Origin of the sequence: Bacillus sp. DX3.1, assembly GCF_030292155.1 — a bacterium.
Taxonomy (GTDB): domain Bacteria; phylum Bacillota; class Bacilli; order Bacillales; family Bacillaceae_G; genus Bacillus_A.
Map to the genome: position 1 here is coordinate 2,044,552 of NZ_CP128153.1, position 25,087 is coordinate 2,069,638.

The window sequence follows — 25,087 nt, forward strand, 5'->3', positions numbered from 1 at the left end:
AGGGATGCATTACTAATCATTACATTCTAAAAACTCCATCCTGTATCAAGTTTCAGGATGGAGCAGGAAAAGGATCTGATCGCTTCTATGCATGGCCGGATGCTCTCTCCCACCTAAAAAGAGGAGTTTTATGTCGGTTTTTTAATTTGTATTTATGTAGCTTCTTACTTTGTATAGAATAGAAATCTACTAAACTTCCAAAATTGAATAATTCATGAACAAATCATGACAATAATATGAAAAATAAAATAAATATTTATTTTATTCTGAAAATATTATATAGTTATGGCACAGAAAGTATTTCAACATAAGGAGGATTTTTATGAGAATAAAAGGAAACTATGTGCCCAAAAAAGAAGTTTTATATTGTTCAGAGTCACTTACAATTGGTGAAGCGTTAGATCATTTAAATAAAACAGGATATCGCTGCGTACCAGTTTTAGATGAAAAACGAGAGAAATTTCTAGGTAATGTTTATAAAGTAGATATTTTAGAATATAAAGGTTCATTAGAAGATGAATTATCGGAATTATTAAAAAATAAAGATGGATATGTAAGAGAAGATTCTTCGTTTTTCAAAATATTCTTTGCGATAAAGAAACTTCCATACTTATCAGTAGTGGATGAAAAAGGGGTATTTCTAGGGATTTTAACCCATAAAAAAGTATTTGAGTTATTGGAAGATGCGTGGGGTGTTCAGTCTAGCATCTACTCTGTCATGGTTGGAACTCAAGACTATAACGGAGCGATTCAAAAGCTATCAACAGTACTGAAAAAATATAGCGGCATTCAAAGTTTAATGACGTTCGATAATAATGCGTTATTAGTACGTAGAATTATGTTTACGTTAGGTGAAGAATTTCAAGCGGAAAAATTAGATTCGCTTATAAAAGACTTAGAAGATAGCGGATTTCGCGTTGTGTATGTAGAGGAAATGAATAACCCACGTGAAGTGGAGACGATAGAGTAGAAGACAGAAAAGCCATCTATACGATTTAGATGGCTTTTTTTTATTATATAAATACAAATTAAAAACCGACATAAACCCCTCTTTTTAGGTAAGAGAGAGCATCCGGCCATGCATAGAAGCGGTCAAATCCTTTTCCTGCCCCATGCCAAGTGAAAACAAAGAGAGAAAACGAGGGCAGGTCACCTTTTGTTATCCATAGCCGCGGCTATATGTCGAAAAATCAAAATGGATTTATATAGCCGATGGCGGGAGATTTCACTTTATGATATATATTAGGAAAGGGTTTGATAAAGATATTTTAGAAAAATGAAATGCAAGTATGACTTTTTCTCCTAAAATGTTTTAGTATAAGAATATATTGAAAAAACGAGTGCATACTATTTTGTTTTTCAAAAAATTCCCTATAAAAAATATATTTTTATTTTTCAACTAAATATGTTACTATATGGATGACTGAAGTGAAGAGGTCTGACAAGTAAAACTCCATATTTATAGCGTTCTAATGTCTTGAAAATTCAAAAAAATCAATTATTTAACAAGCTGAGTAAGAAAAAGGGGCAAGGGAGAAATTATGGAGAAAGGCATTGCTTTTTGAGGGGTATATAAAGTGAAACTTTGATCAGTGGGGGGGTCTTCATCCCCCACTGATCATTAGCCTTCACGAATCGGGCTTTTACGGGCAGTTTATCCCCCACCTAACTTCTTCGCTTCTTGCAGAACTTTGAGGTGGGAGTATTACTGCCCGCGAATAGCGGGATAAAATCACCATGAGCAGAGAGGAGGATGTATAGCATTATTGTGAAAGAGATAAAAACAATAGAGAATATGCTATGCAAATGAGAAATGAAGGGACGATTAAGGCCAGGAGACACATTAGCGATTGGTTTAATGTTGTTTGCACTATTTTTAGGAGCAGGAAATTTAATTTTTCCACCAGTATTAGGACAACAAGCAGGAGAAAATGTTTGGGTTGCTACAATTGGATTCCTTGTAACGGGGGTCGGACTTCCCCTACTAGCTGTAACTGCTGTAGCTTTTGTAGAGGGAGACCTGAAAGCGCTATCTTCTAGAGTGCACCCTATATTTGCATTTATTTTTCCACTGATTAGTTATTTAGCGATTGGACCATTTTTTGCAATTCCACGTACAGGGGCTGTTTCGTTTGAAATGGGAATGAAGCCGTTTCTATCGGAAACAATGGCAACAGAGTGGTATATGCTGCTTCTTTACACAGTAATCTTCTTTGGCATTACTTGGTATTTATCATTAAACCCGTCAAAATTGATAGATTGGTTTGGGAAGTTCCTTACTCCTTTATTGGTATTAATTGTTGCTGTAATCGTTGGTAAAGCGATGATTGATCCAATTGGAGCACCTGCTGCACCGTTAGAAACGTACAAAGATAATGCATTCTTCGGTGGATTTATTCAAGGATATTTAACGATGGATGCGATTAGTGCACTTGTCTTCGGTATTGTTGTTGTACAAGTTATTCGCTCAAAAGGCATAAAAGAAAGCGGACAAATTGCGAAAACAACAATTATATCAGGGGTTATTGCAGTAATCGGATTAACGTTAATCTATTTATCACTTGCTTATCTTGGTTCAACAAGTACATCTCTTGGAGTTTCTGAGAATGGTGGTCTTATTTTAACAAATGTAGTAAATGAGTTATTTGGAACAAGCGGCAAAGTATTATTAGGTCTTGTCATCACACTTGCTTGTTTAACAACGTCTGTTGGACTTGCTTCAGCTTGTGCGGAGTTCTTTACAGGTCTATTTCCGAAACTCTCACATAAAACGATTGTAACAATCGTATGTTTGTTTAGTTTAGTGGTATCTAATTTAGGATTAACACAACTGATTGCAGTAACATTACCAGTATTGATTATTATTTACCCTGTTGCGATTGTTCTAATTGTGCTTTCGTATTTCCATAAATGGATTGGACAGCGAAATACTATATATATAGGGGCGATTTTAGGGGCATTTGTAATCAGTCTGTTTAACGGTTTAGAAAGCGTTAATGTGAAGTTTGGAGAACTATCAAACTTATTACAACTGCTTCCATTATATAAAGAAGGAATTGGTTGGTTATTGCCATCGTGTATTGGTGGGGTTGTTGGCTTCTTCCTGTATAGACCAAAAGAATCAAGTGAGTTACAAAAGAAAGGTGCGTAAGCACCTTTCTTTTTTTAGAGAGGAAAAAGATAGATTTTGTCTAAATGTTAGAGAGGAGGAGTGATACAATGGCTAATTTTGAAGATTTTTTACAGTTAGATATTCGTATTGGAACGATTCGGCAAGCGGAAGTTTTTGCAGAAGCACGCGTACCTGCAATTAAGTTAGAAATTGATTTTGGTGAACTAGGTATCAAGCAATCAAGTGCTCAAATAACAAAGAGATATACGCCGGAAGATTTAATTGGCAAACAAGTTGTAGCGGTCGTGAATTTCCCACCAAAGCGAGTTGCTGGTTTTAAATCCGAAGTGCTTGTGCTAGGAGGAGTTCCAGAAAAGGGTGATGTAATCTTGTTACAACCTGATATAGAAGTACCAAATGGAACATCTATTAGTTAGTACATAGGAGGATGTTAAATGGAAGTTGGAAAAGCTTATTTACAGTGTGCAATTACAAACTTTCAGGCGATTCAAAAACAAGGAGAGCGGACACTTTCTCAGTTGTCATATGAACAAATATGCTGGGCACCTCATGAAGAAGCAAATAGCATTGGGATTATAATTAAACATTTACACGGAAATATGCGCTCTAGATGGACAGATTTCTTAACGACGGATGGAGAAAAAGAGGATCGAAATCGCGATGATGAGTTTGAAGGTGAATATGCGTCAAAAGAAGAAGCATTGATGGTCTGGCGCAGAGGCTGGAATTATGTTTTTCAAGCAATGGAGGCATTAACACCACAAGATATTTTAAAGAAAGTTTATATTCGTGGCGAGGATCAGACTGTTATGCAAGCAATTGAAAGGCAGATTGCTCATTATGCTTCTCATATTGGACAGATGATTTATATTGGAAAACTACAACAAGAAAAAGAATGGGATTGCTTAAGTATTCCAAAAGGACAGTCCAATCGATATCTTCAAAAATAACGTTCAATTCTAAAGTACGAAATGAACCGATACAGTGCTGGTATAAAGAAAAAGGTCCATAGTGGTAAAGGTTCAGTAATCATTAGAATACTTCCAGCACACACTGTATAGCAAGTGAAGTATAATCCGAAAAGTGTGTTAATCGGGATAAAACTTTTGTTCAAAACAGTGATAGTGAAATAAATCGATTCGAATGAAGAGAGTAGCTGTAATTAAGATCTTGCCTCTTTACAATCTGTTTTCTACATACATGACATGTGAAAGGATGCTTCATTTTATCACCACCTTTTGCTAGGAACAGCTATATCTTCCTTATGTTTGTAAAGAGTTTGAAGAGAATAAGATATAATAAATAAACACCGATGTATGCACCAGTGATAAGGAAAAGTGGATTTAATAAAATACGATGAATGGTCGTCATAAAGACCATGTTATGTACTAACACATCGTATACTGTGAAAGCAATAATGGTACCAAATCCGTATAAAGAGAAGTATGCACATACGTCTAAAAAGATACGGAATTTAGGATGGACTGTGAATAAGAGAAAAACAAATGATATAACAATCGGAAGTAAGCCAATGATAAGCTTCAATTCTTTTCACCTCAATGACAATATAGCCGAAATTTAGGTGGTCTATTCTCTACAGCTTGTACATAAGTTGAAATAGAGAGGGTGATGTTATGAATCGAGGCTTTTTCTATGTGAAATTAACAAGTTTACCAAAGCTTATTTTGGTTTTTTTGGCTACAATATTAGCTACTTTTTTTCTGATTAGCATGATGGTGACTTCATTGAAAGAGACGAAGTCAGCCTATTTATATAATTGGTTAAACGAGCTGTCTATGACCGGATATATGTATGTTGTTGGGATGGAGAATCATTACTTTACGCAAGAATATCGAAACTTAAATCAAGATTTTTCTATTTCATCTTTTCTTTTTTCGACAGCAACTAATATTCGTTTTGATGATGTGCGCAGTTTTGTTGGAAAAGAGCTTCCTGGCTTTGGAAAGTATGATACAGAAATTCTGATTGCGGGTGAAGGAACAAACTATTCTAACTTACCAATCGAGTCAAGTGTTCCACTGGAAGAAGTAGTGAAAGAACGGACAGGAGAAACAGGACAAGTACCTAAAGCAGACACGAATAAAGAGAAGAAACAGCCTTCACAAACAACGGGCAATAGACAAGTTGCATTTATTTATCATTCTCATAGCTGGGAGTCTTATTTGCCGTTATTAAATTTAGCAAATGATCCGAATCCCAATAAAGCTACGAGCTCTGTCACAAATATTTCTATATTTGGAGAGCGATTGCGTGAACAATTAGCAAGCGATGGTATCGGTGCTGTTAATGATACAACAGATGTCGGGAAGAAGTTAATTAGTAAAGGGCTCAATAGTAATAGCTCTTATAAAGAGTCTCGTGAAATTGTACAAGAGGCAATGGCCAGTAATAAAGAATTACAATACTTTTTTGATTTGCACCGGGATAGTGCTCGCAAAAATGTAACAACAAAAACGATTGAAGATCAATCGTATGCAAAGCTTGCGTTTGTTATTGGAAAAGGAAATAAAAATTATGCGAAAAATCTACAACTAGCAACTGCACTGCATGAAGCAATTAACAAAAAATATCCTGGGGTAAGCCGAGGGGTTATTCAAAAAGGATTCCAAACAGGTAATGGTGTATATAATCAAGATTTGTCTGGGCAAGCGATTTTAATTGAGGTGGGCGGTGTAGATAACACAACTGAGGAACTAAATCGTTCTATTGATGTACTTGCAGCAGCTTTTAGTGAATATTTCTGGCAGGCTGAAAAGGTAAATGGCTGAACGTAAGTGAGATACTTACGTTTTTTTATGTCCAAAAAAGAAAAAATAGGAGCTAACCTTTTATTACTACAATTTTTCTTCATTATGTTACTATCGAAATTTGTCTATTTCTCCTAGAGAAAATAGACAGGAATTTCATAAAATAATAGCGAAAATCTCTTTATAAAGAAAATTTTTATGCTATAAAATTGACAGGATGATAGGGATGATTCGAGAAATTTTAGTAGAGGATGCAGCAGCATTTTTGCAATTAGGAAAACAATTAGATGAAGAAAGTACATTTATGTTATTAGAACCAGGTGAAAGAGATATGACAATAGATCAGCAAAAGAATATGATCAAACAGTTTTTAGAGAGTGAAAACTCTACGATATTTGTAGCAATAGAAGAAGGACGGTTAGTCGGATTTCTCTTGGCTGCTGGTGGGAAAGCAAAGCGAAATCAGCATGCTGCACGTATCGTAATTGGGATTTTACAGGAATATGCGAGAAGAGGATTGGGAACGACATTGTTTAAAGAACTAGAAAAATGGGCAAGAATACATGATGTATGGCGTTTGGAGTTGACGGCGATGGCCCATAATACACGAGCACAGGTACTGTATAGTAAAGTAGGCTTTGAGGAAGAAGGTGTCAAAAAAGATTCGCTTATAATAGCAGGGAAGAGCATCGACGAGTATTATATGGCCAAATTATTAAAATAAGAGGATCCTTTATGAAAAAAAGATGGACACTACTGAGTGTCATAATTGTTGTAACGATTATTGTAGTTGCAGGCGTGAAATACAAAATGTATAAAGATATACAGGCGCAAGAAGTGAATAGTAGTGTAGCATTTCCGAAAGAACAAGAAACAATTGTGAGGACAGAAGATGATGTGGCGGTTGTTAGTAATCCACATTCCCTTCTCGTACTTGTAAATAAGAAAAGACGTTTACCAAATGATTATAAACCACAAGATTTAGTCATTCCGAAAGTACGTTATTCGTATGAGGGAGACCAAGAGAAGAAAAAGATGCGTAAAGAAGCAGCGGAAGCATTGGCGAAAATGTTCCAGCAGGGGGATCAAGAAAGAGTGTACCTCTTTGCGGTATCCGGATTTCGTTCTTTTGACCGTCAAAAAGCATTAAATACAATGTATAAGATACAGGACGGGGAAGCCAAAACGGCGATGTCTAGTGCAGTGCCAGGAACGAGTGAGCATCAAACAGGATTAGCTATTGATATCACATCCCAATCAGCAAAATTTCAATTAGATTCTTCATTTGGGGAAACAAAAGAAGGCAAGTGGCTTTCTCAAAATGCACATCGATTTGGATTTATCATTCGTTATACAAAAGAGAAAGAGTCAATAACAGGCTATACGTATGAGCCATGGCATGTACGTTATGTTGGGAATCCGCATGCTACCTATTTGTATGAAAATCAACTCACCTTAGAAGAAGCGATGAAGTAAACATTTGAGGGGAGACGGTTGGAATGACGATGTTATATAAGAAAAAAGTATATGCATATATTACGAGGGAAAAAGATGGTGTTATGCAATTGCTTGTTTTTACACATCGCGATGTGCCAGATGCAGGTGCACAAGTCCCAGGTGGAACGGTTGACGAGCGAGAAACATTGAAAGAAGCAGTATTACGCGAAGTTTTTGAGGAAGCGGGACTCCGTCATATCTTTATCGAACGTTTTATTGACGATTACATTATTTATGTAAAAGAGAAGCAGGAATATGAAAAACATCACTTTTTCCACATGACGTTATTAACAGATGTAAAGGATACTTGGGATCATACGGTGAGCGCAGGAGAAGAGGACCAAGATCTTGTGTTTTCTTATAAATGGATCGATGTGACAAAAGCTTCAGTTTTAGCAGGAAAACAAGGTGAATTTGTTCATATACTAGAAGAAATGTATGTATAACAAGAAAAGGATGTTTCTTACAGAGAAACATCCTTTTCTTGTTGTTTCGTGTGCTTTAATAGGAAAAAAGATAAAATAAGAAAAGAAGCAATAACATATATGATGCGGACACCGAAAAAATCAGTGATAATACCAATACTTAACATAGATAGGCCAGAAACAGTGGAAGTAAGTGTGCCATGAGCTGTATACATGTTGGAGAGCAAAGAAGGATGCACACTTGATTGTAAGACAGTCGTTGAAAGAATTTTATTTTTTGTAACTTTTATACAGGAATTTCTATGTATAATAAAGAATATATTAATATATTGTTTTAATGATTTTTTTGTATATAAATCCATTTTAATTTTTCGACATATAAGCCGCGGCTATGGATAACAAAAGGTGACCTGCACTCGTTTTCTCTCTTTGTTTTCACTTCGCATGGGGCAGGAAAAGGATCTGACCGCTTCTATGCATGGCCGGATGCCCTCTCCCACCTAAAAAGAAGGGTTTTATGTCGGTTTTTTAATTTGTATTTATATAAAACAGTGATTATGAATGACAGCTTCTATTGAAACGCTTCATATTTAAATATGAGAGCGTGATAAACAACTCCTTTTTTCATATACATATAGAAAATAGAAAAGTAAGTGAGGGTTGCATATGACTGTATGGGGAATTTGGTTTATCATAGCCAGTATATTATTTATTGCAGAAATGGTATCAATTACGTTCTATATGCTATGGCTTGGAATTGGGGCGGTTGTCGGAGGTCTTATTGCATTATTTGTTCCAAATGCATTATTTTTACAAGTTGCTGTAGCAGCGATTGTGAGTTTAACATTGACTTTCTTTACAAAGAAAATTTCAAAAAACTTTCGAGAAGCAAAAGGATTTACAGATACTGTGGATAAACTCGTTGGTAAAAAGGGGATAATCGTGCAAGCGATTACAAAAGAAGCAAATGGTATTGTAAAAGTTGATGGTGATATGTGGACCGCTATTTCTAAGGGACCAATTCCAGATGGAGAACGAGTTATTGTTGTAAAGAGAAGCAGCACTGTTTTACATGTGAAAAGGGAGAGTGAATAAGAATGGTTGGTATAACTTTAACTATTATTTTTGCGTTAATTGTCATTGTATTTGTTGCTTTAACAATTAAAATTATTCCACAGCAAAAAGTAGGTGTTGTCGAGAGATTTGGGAAATTTCAGCGCATTATGCATCCAGGTTTAAATATGTTAATTCCAATTGTGGATCGTGCTCGTGTTTACCATGATTTACGTATTCAACAAACAAATGTGCCACCGCAAAAAGTGATTACAAAAGATAACGTGCAAGTAGAAATCGATACAATTATTTTCTATCAAATTGTTGATCCAGAACTTGCAACATACGGTATCTCTAACTATGAATTTGGTGTTCGTAACATTACCTCTGCAACAATGCGTCAGATTATCGGGAAACTGGAGCTTGATGAAACGTTATCCGGCCGTGAAAAAATCTCAACAGAAATCCGTTTAGCACTTGATGAAGCAACGGAAAAGTGGGGCGTTCGTATTGAACGTGTTGAAGTTGTTGATATTAACCCGCCAAAAGATGTGCAAGCAGCGATGGAAAAACAAATGAAAGCAGAGCGTAATAAACGTGCTATTATTCTAGAAGCCGAGGCAGCAAAGCAGGATAAAGTTCTTCGTGCAGAAGGGGAAAAACAAAGTAAAATTTTAATGGCGGAAGGGGATAAAGAAGCACGTATTCGCGAAGCAGAAGGTTTACGAGAAGCAAAAGAATTAGAAGCGTACGGGGAAGCTAGAGCAATTGAAACAATTGCGAAAGCGGAACAAAATCGAATTGAATTACTACGTGCAGCAGATTTAGATGAGCGCGTTCTTGCATATAAATCATTTGAATCATTGATAGAAGTTGCAAAAGGACCAGCAAATAAAGTCTTCATCCCATCAAATGCGATTGAAACACTCGGCACACTTGGTGCAATTGGAGAAATTTTCAAAGAAAAACAAGTGAAGAAATTACCTTCTTCTGATACACCAAAAGAACAATAAAGCGAAACTATTCTCAGTGAAGGCTTTATCCTCCACTGAGAATAAGCCCTCACCAATCGGGCTTTTACGGGATAACGACGAGAAAGAGAAATGGGCCGCCATTTCTCTTTCTTTTTTTGAGGAGGAAATGATGAAAGATACCATTTTTCATTCTATATATATCCATTTTGATTTTTCGACATATAAGCCGCGGCTATAGATAACGAGAGGTGACCTGCACTCGTTTTCTCTCTTTGTTTTCACTATGTCTGGACAGGAAAAGGAACTGACCGCTTCTATGCGTGAATGGATGCTCTCTCCCACCTAAAAAGAAGGGTTTTATCCCGCTATTTGCGGGCAGTAATACCCCCACCTCAAATTTCTGCAGAAAGCAAAGAAGTTAGGTGGGGGATAAACTGCCCGTAAAAGCCCGATTGGTTCAACTAATAATCAGTGGGGGATGAAGAAAACCCCCACTGATTAAAGTTTCACTTTATGTCGGTTTTTTAATTTGTATTTATATAATATGAATGATTCAGTTGGGATGTATTGATTGTATAAGATAAATAGTAAATGTTTACATGCTTACTCTTTTTAGCAGTCGTATTGAATGTAACGAGTCTGTTAAAATGTATATTACATAAAGCTTGTACATATCCATGTATAGAGAGGGTGATACATTGAAAAAGTATACAACTCACATACATGGGAAGAAATTGATATTTTTAATAATGTCATATGTGTTTGTAATGATAGTAGCGGCGTCTATGGTGACTTCGCTTTTACATACGATGAAGTCATATTACGCAAATCAATGGTTTGGAAAAGTATCCATACAAGGATTTATGCAAATGATTGAGACAGAAAATCGTTATTTTGCAGCTGATTTTTTTGAAACAAACAAACGTGAGTCTGTTGGTAGATTGCTTTTTTCACTTGCAACCGATCTGCGCCTGCAAGATTTACGTACGTTTGTAGGAAAAGAAGTACCAGGTATGTCAAATTATTATTCTGATATTTTAGTAGCTGGAGAAGGTACAGACTATACAAATGTTCCGAATGAATCGAGTGTACCGTTAGAAGAAGTGACGAAAGAACGTGAGGTAGCAAAGAATAAAGTGGCAGAAGCTGATAAAAAGAATCCGGTGCAAAAAAATAAGAATGGGATTGAAGGAGAAAGCGCGGTATTTATTTATCATACGCATAGTTGGGAATCATTTTATCCTTTATTACCTGGAGCTACAGATCCATCCAGTCCAGATGTGAATGTATCGCTATTAGGAGAGAGGTTGAAGGAGCAGCTAGAGGGAGAAGGAATACCGGTCTTTCATGATAAAACAAATATGGGAGATTTGTTAGCAAATAAAAAGTGGCAATGGCATCAGGCATACAAAGCATCGCATGGGTATGTGAAAGAAACGTTGGCACAAAATAAAAAAATCATGTTTCCGATTGATATTCACCGAGATGATCAGCGGAAAAAGGTAACGACGAAAGTGATAAATGGTAAGTCATATGCCCGATTATATTTCATCATTGGGATGGAAAATGAAGGGCGTACAAACAATGAGAAAATCGCTCGAGCAATTAACTCATATTTGGACAAAAACTATTATGGATTAAGCAGGGGAATCTTTCCGAAATATAAAAACAGTGGCAATGGTGTATACAATCAAGATTTATCAAAAAATGCAATGCTTATAGAAGTTGGTGGTGTCGATAATACGTTAGAAGAGCTCTACAACACAATTGATGTGTTAACTGAAGCGTTTAGTGAATATTATTGGGATGCGGAGAAAGTGAATCAATAAGGGAAGAAGGGGGACGGGAAACCGTTCTTTTTTTGTTTCTCGGACGGATCAAAAATATTAATGTATTTTAAAAAAAAATAATAGAATTTCATAATGTGAAATAAGTATGTTGTTTCAAAGGGGTAATTCTTTTTATAATAATTAAAAATTCTGTTAATTTAACAAAGGAGGTATGTATTGCGTTTCTAAACTTATTTGTTTATTAATATTTGAAAACGTATACATTGGAGGGGTTATGTGTGGCGATTCGAACAGGGGCTCAATATATTGAAGGGTTAAAAGAGAGGAATCCAGAAATTTGGATAGGTGGTAGAAGAGTAACGGATATTGTGAATGAAGATGTCTTTCGAGAACCAATTTTACAAATTGCGAAACTATATGACATGCAGCACGATCCAGCGTATAGTGAGAAAATCACACATATTTGCGAAGAAACGGGAGAGAGGGTTTCTAATGCATTTTTAGTACCAAGAAACTATGAAGATTTAAAAGCACGCCGTGAACTGTTTGAAGTATGGGCAAAAGCTACTTTTGGTTTAATGGGAAGGACACCAGATTTTTTAAATGTTACAGTGACTTCAATGGCAAGTAATGCTTGGTTTTTTGAAAAGTTCGATCCTGAGTGGGGAGAAAATATCAAAAACTATTATAAACATATACGTGATAAAGATTTGTTTTTAACACACGCAATTATTAACCCACAAAACGATCGAAGTAAGGCGTCTCACCAGCAAGAAGATGCGTCGATGCACTTAGGTGTTGTAAAGGAAACAAAAGAAGGAATGTATGTGAGCGGTGCAAAAATGCTAGCAACGCTTGCTCCAATTACAGATGAAGTTATTATTTATTCCTATCCAAGCTTTAAGCCTGGTGATGAACGCCATGCGATTTCATTTGCGGTTCCAATTGATGCGCCGGGGTTACGCATTCTTTGTCGTGAGCCAATGCAAGATGGAAAACGCTCTTTATTTGATCATCCGCTCGCATCAAGGTTTGAAGAAATGGATGCACTGTTAGTATTCCACAATGTGTTTATCCCATGGGATAAAGTTTTTATTTATCAAAGTGTTGAGGCTGGAAATCAGCTATATCCCAAAACAGGAATTGGTCATCAGCCTGCGCACCAATCAGGAGTAAGAGGTCTTGTGAAACTGTCATTTGCAGCGGAAGTGGCAATTAAGCTAGCAGATTCTATTGGAGTAGATGGTTTTTTAAATGTACAAAATCAATTAGCAGAACTCATACAAGACGTGGAAACAATTCGTGCTCTGCTTCAAGTTGCAGAATATGAGCATGAAATGAATGCATATGGTGAAGCAGTACCGGCAAGATTGCCACTGGATACGATTCGTAGTTTATTACCAAAAATGTATCCGCGTGCAATTGAAATTATCCAAACGATTGGTGCAGGTGGTCTTCTTATGTCACCAACAGAGGCAGATTTTATGAATCCTGAGATTGAAGATGATATGCATAAATATTATATTGGCCGTGAGGGAGTATCTTCTGAAGAACGCGTAAGGTTATTTAAGTTAGCTTGGGATTTATGTGGTGAAGCGTTTGGACAACGGTTATTACAATATGAGCGTTATTACTCTGGTGATCCAGTTCGAAAAATGGGCATGTTTTATAATGCGTATAAGAAACAACAATCGCTTTCGTTAGTGGAAGAAGCTTTACAAGGAGCTAATTCATCCGAAAGTGCAATAAAATAATTTTTATTATTGATTACGCTTACATTTTTGAGCGGAAGAGGAAGGAGCAATAAGTGAATAGCAAGAATTTTACTGTTAGGATGTAAAACTTCTTACGAGTTTTAGCTATGTATCAACCGAATTATATATGTAACTGAAATAGAGGAGGTAACGTATTTTGATAGCGTCCGTCAGTAAAATTTGTAAAATTCTAAATTGTTTCACGAGTGATGAACCTGTACTGGGAAATGCTGAAATCGCGGCAAAACTGAGTATGAATGCAAGTACAGTTCATCATCTTGTTCGCACATTATGTGAAGAAGGAATGTTAATTCAAGATGATCAAAGAAAATACCGTCTAGGTTGGAAATTACTAGAGTGGGGCAATCAAGTGATGTTTCAACAAGAAATTTATAGCGGGGCAATTCCAATTGTGGAAGATCTCGTACGAAAATTTAATGGAACGGTGCATATTGGTATGTATGATCGAGGAGATGTTGTCTTTATTTTGAAAGTATCGTCAAAAGATTCTATCCAAATATCTACACATGTTGGATCAAGAACGCCAGCATACTGTACGAGTACAGGAAAAGTACTTCTTTCTTTTAATCCTTCTTTTCTAGAGCATACTGCGGGAAATGGTCTTATACCACGTGCACCGAACACGATTACCTGTATGAAACAATTTCAAGAAGAGCTACAGATGATTCGCAATCGTGGTTATTCCATTAGCGATAACGAAAATGAACACGGTTTATATGGAATTGCTGCTCCTATTCGTTCTTATACAGGGAGAACAATTGCCGCTCTTAATATTGTTGGTCCGATATCTTATATGCAAGGAAGAGACCGTCAAGTCATTATTCAAAGTGTGATGAACACAGCACAAACGATTTCAAAGGAGTTTGGTTACTTAGATATTTGATTGTAATTTCGTTAAAGAGATGAGGAGGTGTGGATCATTTATATACATGAGGAAGGTGTACTAGAATTACAACAATCAGTTGTCGCAATCGGTGCTTTTGATGGTGTGCACAAAGGACATCAAGCTGTAATTCGAAGTGCGGTAGAGAAAGCGAAAGAGTTAGAAGTTGTAAGTGTTGTGTATACATTCGATCCACCGCCGCGCTCGTACTTCCAAGGGGCACGCGTGCTAACAACACTTCCAGAAAGGTTACATCGGTTCAATGAATTAGGTGTACAGCATGTGGTCGTTGTACATTTTGATGAGTCATATGTAACAAGACAAGCTCATTGTTTCATTCAAGAGTTACAACGATTGCATCCAATTGAAATATGTGTTGGAGAAGATTTTCGGTTTGGAAAAAATCGTGAAGGTGATTTAAATTTACTTGCAGATTACTTCACTGTTTCTATCGTTGAAGCAGTTTGTTGTGAAGAGGGAGAACGGATTTCTTCGACAAGAATTCGGGACCAATTATTTAAAGGGGAATTAAAACGATCTCATTCTTTATTAGGATGGCCGATTGAAACGATGTGAATGTGATATATAAATACAAATTAAAAAACCGACATAAAACCCTTCTTTTTAGGTGGGAGAGAGCGGTCAGATCTTTTTCCTGCCCAGACATAAGACATAGTGAAAACAAAGAGAGAAAACGAGTGCAGGTTCCATTTTGTTATCCATAGCCGCGGCTATATGTCGGAAAATCAAAATGGATTTATATAAAAAACGAGGAGGAATAAGTATGTCAAAAACATTACAATCTTTTAACCTATTAAAATGGATTGATGAAAATAAGGAATTATTAAAACCGCCGGTGAACAACAAAGTCATTTGGCAAGATTCAGAGTTTATAGCAATGATTTTAGGTGGACCAAATAGAAGACGTGATTTTCATGTGGATCCTTCAGATGAATTCTTTTATCAAATTCAAGGTGAATGTTATGTGGAATGTATTACGGAAGAAGGAAAACGTGAAGTTGTTACAGTGAAAGAAGGCGATGTGTTTATGTTGCCAGCCATGATTCCACATTCACCGCACCGCGTTGCTAACACGTATGGATTAGTGATTGAACGAAAGCGTAACAAAGGCGAACTTGAGGACTTTGTGTGGTTTTGTGATGAGTGTAATCATGAAATGCACCGTGTTCGTGTGCAATTAGAAGATATTGAAAAACAAGTGAAGCAAGCCATTCATAGTTTTAATTCAAATAAAGAAGTGCGGGCATGTAAAAATTGCGGACATATTATGCCAGAAGAAGTGGAGGAATGGAAGTGCGAATAGACTTTCATACGCATATTATCCCTGAAACATTCCCTGATTTTGAAAAGAAGTTTGGCGGTGGACGTTGGCCTATATTGAATCGTACTTGTACATGCGGAGCTGCCATTATGGTTGGTGGGAAAAACTTTCGTGATGTGACAGATCAAGTATGGAGTCCAGAAAAACGAATTGAAGATATGGATCGTGAAGGTGTCGATATGCAAGTTTTATCGCCAATTCCCGTTACTTTTTCATACTGGGCGAATCCAGACGAAGCCGAGCAAATGGCACGTATTCAAAATGATTTTATTGCTGAAACAGTTGCAACATATCCAAATCGTTTTGTCGGATTAGGGACGGTTCCGATGCAAGATGGGCTTACTGCAGTTCGTGAAATGGAGCGATGTATGAACGAGCTGAAACTACATGGAATTGAAATTGGTACAAATGTAAATGGGAAAAATTTAGATGATCCGTCTTTTATAACGTTTTTTCAAATGGCTGAAAAGTGGCAAGTACCAATCTTTATCCATCCGTGGGAGACACTCGGGCGTGAGAGGATGCCTCATCATAATTTTATGTACACAGTTGGTATGCCGAGTGAAACGGCACTTGCAGCAGCTACTCTCGTATGTAGTGGAATAATGGAGAAGTTTCCAAGGTTAAAGATTTGTTTTGCGCATGGCGGGGGCTCGTTTCCATATATTCTTCCTCGGTTAGATCAAGGATGGAAAGTATGGCCACACTTGAGACTTACAACGTATCCACCAAGCCATTATGCGAAGAAATTTTACTTTGATTCTTTAAACTATGATCCGATGAATATCAAATATATGATGGAGCGCTTCGGTCATGAGAAAATTTTCATGGGTTCAGATTACCCATTTTTACTTCGTGAAATTCATCCAGGAAAAGTAATTGATGAGACATTGGAATTAACGGAGAAACAAAAGGAAGATATGCTTGGTGGAAACGCCGCGCAGTTTTTAAATATTGATATAAAAAAAAGAGGTGTGGTATATGCAGAAAGTACAAATACCAGAGAGTAAGCTAGCTGAAATGGGGCTCATATTACCAGCTATTCGTCCGGCAGTCGGTAACTATGTAAGTTGTGTAAGAGTAGGGAATTTATTGTTTACTGCTGGGCAAGGTGTTGATCAATATCATGGGAAACTAGGTAAGGATGTTTCGGTAGAAGATGGATATAAAGCAGCAAGGCAGTCTATGTTGAATTTATTAAGTGTTGTAAAACATGAACTTGGAGATTTGAATCAGGTAAAACGAGTTGTGAAATTACTTGGTTTTGTAAATAGTACAGAAGATTTTACAGAGCAGCCAAAAGTGATGAATGGTGCATCTGATTTATTAGTAGAGGTTTTTGGGGAAAAAGGAAAGCACGCTCGTTCCGCTGTTGGGATGGCACAATTACCGAATAATACAACGATTGAAATTGAAATGATTTTAGAAATTGCAGAGTAGGAGGTATGTAGTTTGAATAGAGAACTGTTAGCTGAAAAAATGAAGGTAAAAGATGCAAAGTTATTTATTGATGGACAATATATCGATGCAATTTCGGGTAAGACATTTGATACCCTTAACCCAGCTACAAACACGAAACTTGCATCTGTTGCACAAGGTAGTGAAGAGGATGCAAAGCGTGCAATAGATGTTGCACAGCGTACATTTGCAAGTGGTGTTTGGAGTAAAATGCCTGTGGAAGAGCGCTCGGAAATTTTGTGCAAAATGTCCGATTTAATTATGGAGAAAGTGGATGAACTAGCGTATATAGAAACGCTTGATGTTGGAAAACCAATTAAAGAGAGCCGTGGATTCGATATTCCACGTTCTGCACATAATTTTCGCTTTTTTGCCGAGATGGCAAAGTATATGGTACATGAACATTATGATAAACATAACTTTATGTCGTATGCGAAATATGCCCCTGCTGGTGTAACGAGCTTAATTATCCCTTGGAATTTACCATTTATGCAAATGACATGGAAAGCTTCTGCTGCATTAGCCGCTGGTAATACTGTTGTCGTAAAACCAGCCTCTTATACACCGTTAAGTGCAGTCATGCTCGGTGAGATTGCCAATGAAGCGGGGTTACCTCCTGGTGTGCTCAATATTATTACCGGTCCAGGCAGTACAGTTGGAACGACAATGACGACACATCCTTCTGTAAGACGTATTTCATTTGTTGGAGAAAGTAATACAGGAAAAACAATTATGCGAAATGCTTCTGAAAACTTAATACCTGTTTCATTAGAATTAGGCGGAAAGTCAGCTAATATTGTATTTGAGGATGCAGATATAGATGAGGCAGTACAAGGATCGATTGAAGCGATTTACCGTAATCAAGGAGAAATTTGCTTAGCTGGTTCGAGATTACTCGTACAAGAAAGTGTCTATGAACAGTTTCTTGATAAGTTTGTGACAGCTGTGAAAAAAATAAAAGTTGGGAACCCACTAGATGAAGAGACAGACATGGGAGCACTTGTCTCAAAGTCACATTTAGAAACGGTCGACAAATATGTAGAAATTGGCCTTTCTGAAGGAGCAAAACTAGCTTGCGGAGGAAAAAGAATCGAAAGTTTAGTAGAAGGGAATTTTTACGAGCCAACTGTTTTATATGACGTAGACAATAGTATGCGTGTAGCTCAGGAAGAAATCTTTGGTCCTGTTTTAGTTGTGATCCCGTTTAAAACAGAAGAAGATGCGATTCGCATAGCCAACGATTCCATTTACGGTTTAGCTGGTGTTGTTTGGACAAATGATCTCAGAAGGGCACAGCGTGTTGTTTCGCAAATTGATTCGGGTTTATTATGGATCAATTGCTGGTATGTTCGTGATTTACGAACACCATTTGGTGGTTCAAAGGCGAGTGGAATCGGTAGAGAAGGTGGCCGTCATAGTTTTGAGTTCTATACAGAAGCAAAAACAATCACAATGAAATTGTAAAGTGAAACTTTCATCAGTGAAGGGATTACTGCCTGTTAATGCAAGGTGAAAATCAGAACCCATGATATAGAGGAGTTCTAAAAAAGAGGTGAAACACATGCAAGTGTTGATAAAGAAATTAGCAGATGAACTATTGCAAGCAGAAAACTCATGTGAATCCATTTTACCATTTACGGAACGCTATCCAGATTTATCTGTTTCAGATTCCTACTACATTCAATTAGAAGTAGTAAATCAAAAGCTAAAACAGGGGCGGAAAGTAATTGGGAAAAAGGTTGGACTTACAAGTATGGCGATGCAGCAAATGCTTGGAGTAAATGAACCGGATTACGGACATTTATTAGATGATATGAAAATTGACAGTGGAAGTGAGACTTCGATTGATTCATTCGTATCTCCAAAAGTAGAAGCGGAAATTGGGTTTATTCTAGCGGAAGATTTAAGTGGCCCCAATGTTACATATGTGGATGTGTTAATGGCGACAAAATATATTGTGCCGACACTTGAAATTATTGATAGTCGTATTGCTGATTGGAAGATTAAACTTGCTGATACAGTTGCAGACAATGGCTCTTCTGCAAAAGTAGTTGTTGGCGAAAAGCTTTCTATTGTATCCGAAGTGGATTTACGTACAGCTGGAATGGCGCTTTATAAAAATAATGAATTGATTGCTACAGGTGCAGGAGCGGCAGCGTTAGGGCATCCAGCACAAGCAGTTGCTTGGCTAGCGAACAAGCTAAGTGAATTTAATATTTCATTGAAAGCTGGGGAACTTATTTTACCAGGGGCGTTATCTGGTGCTGTGGCAGTGGAACGTAATGATGTAATTTCTGCACAGTTTGGCCCTCTTGGTTCAGTGTCCGTTACATTTTCATAGTTTTTAAAGTGTGTAAGAAGGAGGGGACAGGCGTGGTGAAAGTGAAAGCAGCCATTATTGGCTCTGGAAATATTGGCACCGATTTAATGTATAAGTTGAAAAGAAGTAATGTAATTGAACTGACGGCTATGATTGGTATTGACCCTGAATCAGACGGATTGAAGCGAGCGGAACAAGAAGGATACGCTATTTTTGATAATGGTATACAATCGATTATTGAGAATCCTAACTTAGCAGACATTGTATTTGATGCGACTTCAGCAAAAGCACATGTTCATCATGCGAAAGTGTTAAGAGAGCTCGGGAAACTAGCAATTGATTTAACCCCAGCGGCATGTGGTCCATTTATTTGTCCAGCAGTAAATTGTGAAGAACATGTTGAAGCACGAAATGTCAATATGATTACATGCGGCGGGCAAGCGACAATACCGATTGTCTATGCGATTAATGAAGTAGCAGATGTGTCGTATGGAGAAATTATCGCAACCATTTCTAGTTTAAGTGCGGGGCCAGGAACGCGAGCAAATATTGATGAGTTTACGATTACAACAAGGCGTGGAATTGAAGATGTGGGCGGAGCAGATTGCGGAAAAGCACTGATCATATTAAATCCAGCTGATCCACCAATCTTAATGAGAGATACGGTATATTGTGAAGTGAAGCAGATGGATGAAACAGCTATTCGACAAGCAATTTATAACATGGTTGAAGTGGTTCAATCATATGTACCGGGCTATTCATTGAAACAAGAACCCATGTTTGATGGGAATCGTGTGACTGTCTTTTTAGAAGTAGAAGGAGCGGGAGACTATTTTCCTCCCTATGCGGGTAATTTAGATATTATGACAGCAGCAGCTCTGAAAGTCGGAGAAGATTATGCACGTCGCATGATTGCGTTAAAGGAACGAGGTGTTATGAATGAAACGAAATAGTGAAGTACCTATTAAACTGACAGAGGTTTGTTTACGTGATGGTAGTCATGTGATGAGACATCAATTTACAGAAGAGCAAGTTCGTTCAGTAGCAGGTGCGTTAGATGCAGCTGGTATGCATTATATTGAAGTAAGTCATGGAGATGGATTAGGTGGTTCAACACTACAATATGGAAAATCATTGGTAGATGAAATGAAGCTCATTGAAGCGGCAGTTGAAGAATGTAAACAAGCCAAGGTAGCTGTGTTGCTCATTCCTGGTATCGGTACTGTCCATGAATTAAAACAAGCACAAGGCATCGGTGCAGAACTTGTACGAGTGGCAACGCATGTGACAGAAGCAGATGTGTCTGCGCAGCATATTCATTTTGCACGTGAGTTAGGTATGGAAGTGTGCGGATTTTTAATGATGGCGCATTCCGCTCCTGTCGAAAAACTAGTAGAACAAGCAAAGCTAATGGAACATTACGGGGCACAAGCTGTGTATGTAACAGACTCAGCGGGATCGCTATTGCCACATGAAGTACGGGAACGAATTAGGGCATTGCGTCAATCATTAAACATAGAAATTGGCTTCCATGGTCACAACAATCTTTCTGTTGCAGTTGCCAATACAGTTGCAGCGATTGAAGAAGGAGCGACGCGTATTGATGGTAGTGTTCGCTGCTTAGGAGCAGGGGCTGGAAATGCACAAACCGAAGTGTTGCTTGCAGTCTTGGATCGTATGGGATGTGATGTTGGCATAGATTTATATAAAATGATGGATTTAGCAGAAGATATTGTTGCTCCCATGTTACCAGGACCACAAGAAATTCAAAAAGGTAGTCTTGTGATGGGGTACGCTGGTGTGTATTCGAGCTTTTTATTACATGCGGAACGAGCGGCTAAGAAATTTGGTGTTGATGCTCGTGATATTTTAATAGAACTTGGCAAACGAAAAATTGTTGGGGGCCAAGAAGATATGATTTTGGACGTAGCGGCTGAGTTAGCAAAAGCAAAAACGGGGGTGTAAGATGTGGTGCTAGTTAAAGGTACGGGTACAGAGATTATTGAATATTTACTGCAAGCAGAGCGAGATAGAAAAGAAGTTGTAAAAGTGACAGACAGGCATCCTGATTTAACGGTAGAGGATGCTTATGTATTGCAAAAACAACTTGTGCAGCAAAAAATGGCAGAAGGATCCAAACGAATTGGAGTAAAACTTGGATTAACAAGTAAGCCAAAACAACAAATGATGGGGATAAATGAAGCGATTTACGGATATTTAGTTAGCGATATGTTAGCGGTTGAATGGGAACCACTAAAGTATGAAACATTGATTCATCCAAAAGCAGAACCAGAAATTGCATTTTTAATGGGAGAGGATTTACAAGGTACAAATATTACAGCGGACGATGTACTGAAAGCGACGAAATATGTTGCTCCAGCTTTGGAAATTATCGATAGTCGCTATTTAAATTTTAAATTTACATTACCTGATGTAATTGCTGATAATTGCTCCTCTTCAAAATTCGTATTAGGAAGCAAATGGATGAATCCAGGGGAAATGGATTTAGCGAATGTTGGAATGGTTATGTCGAAAAACGGTAAAATGGCAACAGTAGGAACGGGAGCGGCTGTCCTTGGGCATCCAGCTGCTGCAATTGCTTGGGCAGTAAATAAGCTTGGTTTACAAAATGAAGGATTGAAAAAAGGAGATATCGTATTAAGTGGTGCTTTATCCGAGGCAATTGCCTTTCAATCTGGAGATTCAATTATCGCTCAGTTTGAAGGATTAGGTAGTGTATCGATGTTTTGCGAATAAAGAGTAAAGCGAGAGATGAGTATGCCAATTGTACAAATTCAAGTGATTGAAGGAAGAAATCAGGAACAAATTCAATATCTCATTTCGAATGTTACAGATGCGGTAGCAAAAAGTTTAGACGTTGATGCTGAGCGTGTGCGAGTGTTAGTGAATGAGATTCCAGGTTCCCATTGGGGTGTTGGAGGAAAGGCGAAAGGTATTGTGGGAGGAAAATAGTTTAATAGAAGTTAGGATAAAGGGCTATTCTTATTAATGAAATGAGAATAGCCTTTTGATGTGAAAAGTATAACTAATATGTTAAAATTTTCTTCTAGTTCAAAATAATACAAGGGGATTTAAAAAAGGGAGGAGACCAATATGCAAATACTATTAATTCGGCACGGAGAGTCAGAAGCAGACATTTTAAAGGTTCATGAAGGAAGAGCAGATTTTGAATTAACTGAAATGGGTAGAAGACAAGTATCGAGTTTAGTTCAAAAAGTGAAACAAGACTTTCCACCAGATTTTATATGGGCAAGTACATTAAAAAGGGCGCGAGAAACTGCCGAAACATTAGCGAAAACCGTTGGGTGTCCAGTGCAATTGGAAGAAGAATTGATGGAATTTAATAATGGTATACAGGCCGGATTGTCCTTTGAAGAAGCGAAAAAGTATCCAGAGCTAAAATTTCTTCATGATCGTTTTGAAAATGGGGAATCATTCATAGAATTTCGAATGAGGATTGAAACGATATTTTCCAAGATTGTGACAGAAAATAAGTATGAACGAATTGCGATCGTTGCACATGGTGGGGTAATTAATAGTATATTACGTGCGTTTTTCCAAATGCCAATTAATATGGACTATTATTTTAAAATGGGAGATACAGGAATTAGTTTAATTGAACTTACGGATAAACAGAAAATCATTCATTTTATTAACGATACGAGTCATTTGGAACATATATAAGGAAGAGCCTGTTTTTTTTATAAACAGGCTTATATTTTTGTTGGAATCATACAATGCTATTCAAATAAAGAAACACAAGGATCGGCTACATGTTCAACTAATAAAATATGAAGTTGTCCACGATGGTGATACACATGAGCAATGATTTCAAGTAACCATTCGAACCGTGAATAAGAAACACCCCAGTAGGCTGGCATTATTTCGGTTAGTTCCGTGTTTGAATAGGATTGAAATGTTTGGGATAGAAGCTGAAAGCCTTGGTGCATTGTTTGTTGCAGTTGATCGATTGTTTGCGGTGTATGTTCTAAATAAAAGCTGTCTAACTCTTCTTGTGTAGCACCGTTCAAAATAAGAAGGTCAGCATGACAAATGAGAGAAAGATGGGCGCACATTTCAAATAATGACCGTTTATTTTGTATCGGCTTACATTGTAAATCTTCATCTGTGAGTTGTTTTAGCATTTCTATGGCTGAGTTTATGGCAACTTCAAGTTGATGGAGTGCGGCTATAACAAACATTGAAATTCTCCTCATCTCCGTATATAATAGTTTCTTAAGAGTATTATACCATATTCAAAATTCCGAAAATTCTAGTAGTTTGACTAGAAAAATGAAAAGTATTATATTATTTAAGTTCCAATTGAACGATAATAGAATGGAAAGCAATTATTGAGTTAGGAGTTTAGACCAATGAGTTCGAGATACGGAAGAGATACAATTGTTGAAATTAATTTAGATGCTGTGAAACATAATGTGAGAGAATATAAAAAACGTGTAAACGATAAAAATATTGCAATGATGGCAGCAGTAAAAGCAAATGGGTATGGACATGGGGCAGTTGAAGTCGCAAAATCAGCGATTGAGGCTGGTGTGAATCAACTTGCTGTTGCATTTGTAGATGAAGGTATTGAACTGCGCGAGGCAGGGATTACTGCACCAATTTTAATTTTAGGATATACACCAGTAGAAGCGACTGCAGAAGCGATTCAATATGACATTATGATGACGATATATAGAATAGAAGATTTAAAAGGTATCGACCAAGTAGCAGAACGTTTAGGAAAGAAAGCTCGTATTCAAGTGAAAATCGATACAGGAATGAGCCGTATTGGTTTACAAGAAGAAGAAGTGCTCCCATTTTTAGAAGAACTAAAAAACATGAAGCATGTGGAAGTAGAAGGTATGTTTACGCATTACTCCACTGCCGATGAAATAGATAAAACATATACAATAATGCAAACAACTCTATTTGAGAAAGCTGTAAATACGGCCAAAGAGCTAAGGATTCACATTCCGTTTATTCATAGTTCAAACAGTGCCGGATCGATGGAACTAAGTAATACGTTTCAAAATATGGTACGCGTTGGAATCGGAATTTACGGCATGTATCCTTCAAGAGAAGTAGATCATACAGTTGTTGCGATGCAGCCAGCTTTATCGTTAAAGTCGAAAGTAGCACATATTAAACATGCCAAAAAAGGTCGCGGTGTTAGTTACGGTAATACGTATGTGACATCGGGTGAGGAATGGATTGCAACGGTTCCGATTGGCTATGCAGATGGGTATAACCGTCTACTTTCAAGTAAGGGACACGCATTAATCAACGGTATTCGTGTACCTGTAATTGGCCGTGTTTGTATGGATCAATTAATGCTCGATGTGACGAAAGCAATGCCTGTACAAGTAGGAGACGAGGTTGTTTTCTATGGTAAACAAGGTGAGGAAGAAATTACAGTAGAAGAAATAGCGGATATGTTAGGTACAATTAACTATGAAGTGACTTGTATGCTAGATAGAAGAATTCCGCGTGTATATAAAGAAAACGGTGAAACGGTTTCCGTTGTAAATATATTAAGAAGAAAATAAAATGAAAAAAGACTGAATCATTACTTGATGATTCAGTCTTTTTTGTTTATATAAATCCATTTTGATTTTTCGACATATAACCGCGGCTATGGATAACAA

Annotated in this window: 27 protein-coding genes and 2 pseudogenes; 25 read left to right on the forward strand and 4 right to left on the reverse strand. The window is 37.3% G+C overall.

Annotated features, from left to right (window positions below):
• Positions 1-322 precede the first annotated feature (322 nt).
• The 4 genes from cbpA to QRE67_RS09885 all read left to right on the forward strand — a co-directional run bounded on the left by cbpA (position 323) and on the right by QRE67_RS09885 (position 4,083).
• Complete coding sequence (gene cbpA / locus QRE67_RS09870; RefSeq protein WP_286124694.1) at positions 323-970, forward strand: cyclic di-AMP binding protein CbpA; 648 nt, start codon at positions 323-325, stop codon at positions 968-970.
• 843 nt (positions 971-1,813) lie between these two features.
• Entirely contained in the window at positions 1,814-3,151 is a 1,338-nt protein-coding gene (gene brnQ4, locus QRE67_RS09875; protein WP_286124695.1) for a branched-chain amino acid transport system II carrier protein BrnQ4, read from the forward strand.
• A gap of 68 nt (positions 3,152-3,219) precedes the next feature.
• Positions 3,220-3,549: a chaperone CsaA gene (gene csaA / locus QRE67_RS09880; protein ID WP_286124696.1), complete on the forward strand. Its 330-nt coding sequence runs from the start codon at positions 3,220-3,222 to the stop codon at positions 3,547-3,549.
• Between the two features lie 18 nt (positions 3,550-3,567).
• Entirely contained in the window at positions 3,568-4,083 is a 516-nt protein-coding gene (locus QRE67_RS09885; protein ID WP_286124697.1) for a DUF1572 family protein, read from the forward strand.
• Here QRE67_RS09885 and QRE67_RS28855 read toward each other — a convergent pair.
• Positions 4,074-4,357: pseudogene (locus QRE67_RS28855) on the reverse strand (permease). The gene QRE67_RS09885 and the pseudogene QRE67_RS28855 sit on opposite strands and share 10 nt — an antisense overlap.
• A gap of 27 nt (positions 4,358-4,384) precedes the next feature.
• Positions 4,385-4,678 (reverse strand): hypothetical protein, encoded by a 294-nt coding sequence (locus tag QRE67_RS09890; protein WP_286124698.1) that lies wholly within the window; start codon positions 4,676-4,678, stop codon positions 4,385-4,387.
• An 89-nt stretch (positions 4,679-4,767) separates the two neighbouring features.
• Here QRE67_RS09890 and spoIIP (QRE67_RS09895) point away from each other — a divergent pair, with 89 nt between their 5' ends.
• From spoIIP (QRE67_RS09895) to QRE67_RS09910, 4 genes are all read left to right on the forward strand, one after another.
• The gene (gene spoIIP / locus QRE67_RS09895) at positions 4,768-5,922 is read left to right on the forward strand and encodes a stage II sporulation protein P (protein WP_286124699.1); all 1,155 of its coding nucleotides are present in this window, start codon (positions 4,768-4,770) and stop codon (positions 5,920-5,922) included.
• A 205-nt stretch (positions 5,923-6,127) separates the two neighbouring features.
• Entirely contained in the window at positions 6,128-6,625 is a 498-nt protein-coding gene (locus QRE67_RS09900) for a GNAT family N-acetyltransferase (protein WP_286124700.1), read from the forward strand.
• Positions 6,626-6,636: 11 nt separating this feature from the next.
• A complete protein-coding gene (locus tag QRE67_RS09905; protein ID WP_286124701.1) occupies positions 6,637-7,377 on the forward strand; it encodes a M15 family metallopeptidase in 741 nt (246 codons plus the stop codon).
• A gap of 23 nt (positions 7,378-7,400) precedes the next feature.
• Complete coding sequence (locus QRE67_RS09910) at positions 7,401-7,844, forward strand: NUDIX hydrolase (protein ID WP_286124702.1); 444 nt, start codon at positions 7,401-7,403, stop codon at positions 7,842-7,844.
• A gap of 17 nt (positions 7,845-7,861) precedes the next feature.
• Here the strand turns inward: QRE67_RS09910 and QRE67_RS09915 are convergent.
• Positions 7,862-8,092, reverse strand: a pseudogene (locus QRE67_RS09915) (MFS transporter); the annotation flags it as partial.
• Positions 8,093-8,489: 397 nt separating this feature from the next.
• On the opposite strand from QRE67_RS09915, the gene QRE67_RS09920 reads away from it, so the two are divergent.
• The 16 genes from QRE67_RS09920 to QRE67_RS09995 all read left to right on the forward strand — a co-directional run bounded on the left by QRE67_RS09920 (position 8,490) and on the right by QRE67_RS09995 (position 23,123).
• Positions 8,490-8,918 (forward strand): NfeD family protein, encoded by a 429-nt coding sequence (locus QRE67_RS09920; RefSeq protein WP_286124703.1) that lies wholly within the window; start codon positions 8,490-8,492, stop codon positions 8,916-8,918.
• A gap of 2 nt (positions 8,919-8,920) precedes the next feature.
• Positions 8,921-9,889 carry an SPFH domain-containing protein gene (locus tag QRE67_RS09925; RefSeq protein ID WP_286124704.1) on the forward strand — a complete coding sequence of 323 codons (969 nt, stop codon included), beginning with the start codon at positions 8,921-8,923 and terminating at the stop codon, positions 9,887-9,889.
• A 638-nt stretch (positions 9,890-10,527) separates the two neighbouring features.
• Positions 10,528-11,679, forward strand: coding sequence for a stage II sporulation protein P (gene spoIIP, locus QRE67_RS09930; protein ID WP_286124705.1), 1,152 nt, complete (start codon positions 10,528-10,530; stop codon positions 11,677-11,679).
• A 239-nt stretch (positions 11,680-11,918) separates the two neighbouring features.
• Entirely contained in the window at positions 11,919-13,394 is a 1,476-nt protein-coding gene (locus QRE67_RS09935; protein WP_286124706.1) for a 4-hydroxyphenylacetate 3-hydroxylase family protein, read from the forward strand.
• 157 nt (positions 13,395-13,551) lie between these two features.
• Positions 13,552-14,298, forward strand: coding sequence for an IclR family transcriptional regulator (locus tag QRE67_RS09940; RefSeq protein ID WP_286124707.1), 747 nt, complete (start codon positions 13,552-13,554; stop codon positions 14,296-14,298).
• A 27-nt stretch (positions 14,299-14,325) separates the two neighbouring features.
• Positions 14,326-14,874, forward strand: coding sequence for an adenylyltransferase/cytidyltransferase family protein (locus QRE67_RS09945; RefSeq protein WP_286124708.1), 549 nt, complete (start codon positions 14,326-14,328; stop codon positions 14,872-14,874).
• A 208-nt stretch (positions 14,875-15,082) separates the two neighbouring features.
• Positions 15,083-15,622, forward strand: a complete 540-nt coding sequence (gene nbaC / locus QRE67_RS09950; protein WP_286124709.1) for a 3-hydroxyanthranilate 3,4-dioxygenase — start codon at positions 15,083-15,085, stop codon at positions 15,620-15,622.
• Positions 15,607-16,650: an amidohydrolase family protein gene (locus tag QRE67_RS09955; RefSeq protein WP_286124710.1), complete on the forward strand. Its 1,044-nt coding sequence runs from the start codon at positions 15,607-15,609 to the stop codon at positions 16,648-16,650. Before nbaC ends, QRE67_RS09955 begins: the two co-directional genes overlap by 16 nt.
• Positions 16,622-17,080: a RidA family protein gene (locus QRE67_RS09960; protein WP_286124711.1), complete on the forward strand. Its 459-nt coding sequence runs from the start codon at positions 16,622-16,624 to the stop codon at positions 17,078-17,080. Before QRE67_RS09955 ends, QRE67_RS09960 begins: the two co-directional genes overlap by 29 nt.
• Positions 17,081-17,092: 12 nt before the next feature.
• Entirely contained in the window at positions 17,093-18,562 is a 1,470-nt protein-coding gene (locus QRE67_RS09965; protein ID WP_286124712.1) for an aldehyde dehydrogenase, read from the forward strand.
• A 97-nt stretch (positions 18,563-18,659) separates the two neighbouring features.
• A complete protein-coding gene (locus QRE67_RS09970; RefSeq protein ID WP_286124713.1) occupies positions 18,660-19,439 on the forward strand; it encodes a 2-keto-4-pentenoate hydratase in 780 nt (259 codons plus the stop codon).
• A 32-nt stretch (positions 19,440-19,471) separates the two neighbouring features.
• Positions 19,472-20,371, forward strand: coding sequence for an acetaldehyde dehydrogenase (acetylating) (locus QRE67_RS09975; RefSeq protein WP_286124714.1), 900 nt, complete (start codon positions 19,472-19,474; stop codon positions 20,369-20,371).
• Positions 20,358-21,383 carry a 4-hydroxy-2-oxovalerate aldolase gene (dmpG, locus tag QRE67_RS09980; protein ID WP_286124715.1) on the forward strand — a complete coding sequence of 342 codons (1,026 nt, stop codon included), beginning with the start codon at positions 20,358-20,360 and terminating at the stop codon, positions 21,381-21,383. Before QRE67_RS09975 ends, dmpG begins: the two co-directional genes overlap by 14 nt.
• 3 nt (positions 21,384-21,386) lie before the next feature.
• Positions 21,387-22,175 (forward strand): 2-keto-4-pentenoate hydratase, encoded by a 789-nt coding sequence (locus QRE67_RS09985; RefSeq protein ID WP_286124716.1) that lies wholly within the window; start codon positions 21,387-21,389, stop codon positions 22,173-22,175.
• A 15-nt stretch (positions 22,176-22,190) separates the two neighbouring features.
• Positions 22,191-22,391 (forward strand): 4-oxalocrotonate tautomerase, encoded by a 201-nt coding sequence (locus QRE67_RS09990; protein WP_286124717.1) that lies wholly within the window; start codon positions 22,191-22,193, stop codon positions 22,389-22,391.
• Positions 22,392-22,532: 141 nt separating this feature from the next.
• Entirely contained in the window at positions 22,533-23,123 is a 591-nt protein-coding gene (locus QRE67_RS09995; protein ID WP_286124718.1) for a histidine phosphatase family protein, read from the forward strand.
• A 56-nt stretch (positions 23,124-23,179) separates the two neighbouring features.
• Here QRE67_RS09995 and QRE67_RS10000 read toward each other — a convergent pair whose 3' ends face one another.
• Positions 23,180-23,641, reverse strand: a complete 462-nt coding sequence (locus QRE67_RS10000) for a DinB family protein (protein WP_286124719.1) — start codon at positions 23,639-23,641, stop codon at positions 23,180-23,182.
• A 171-nt stretch (positions 23,642-23,812) separates the two neighbouring features.
• Here QRE67_RS10000 and alr point away from each other — a divergent pair, with 171 nt between their 5' ends.
• On the forward strand, positions 23,813-24,988 hold the full coding sequence (gene alr / locus QRE67_RS10005) for an alanine racemase (protein WP_286124720.1): 1,176 nt from the start codon (positions 23,813-23,815) through the stop codon (positions 24,986-24,988).
• Positions 24,989-25,087 lie beyond the last annotated feature (99 nt).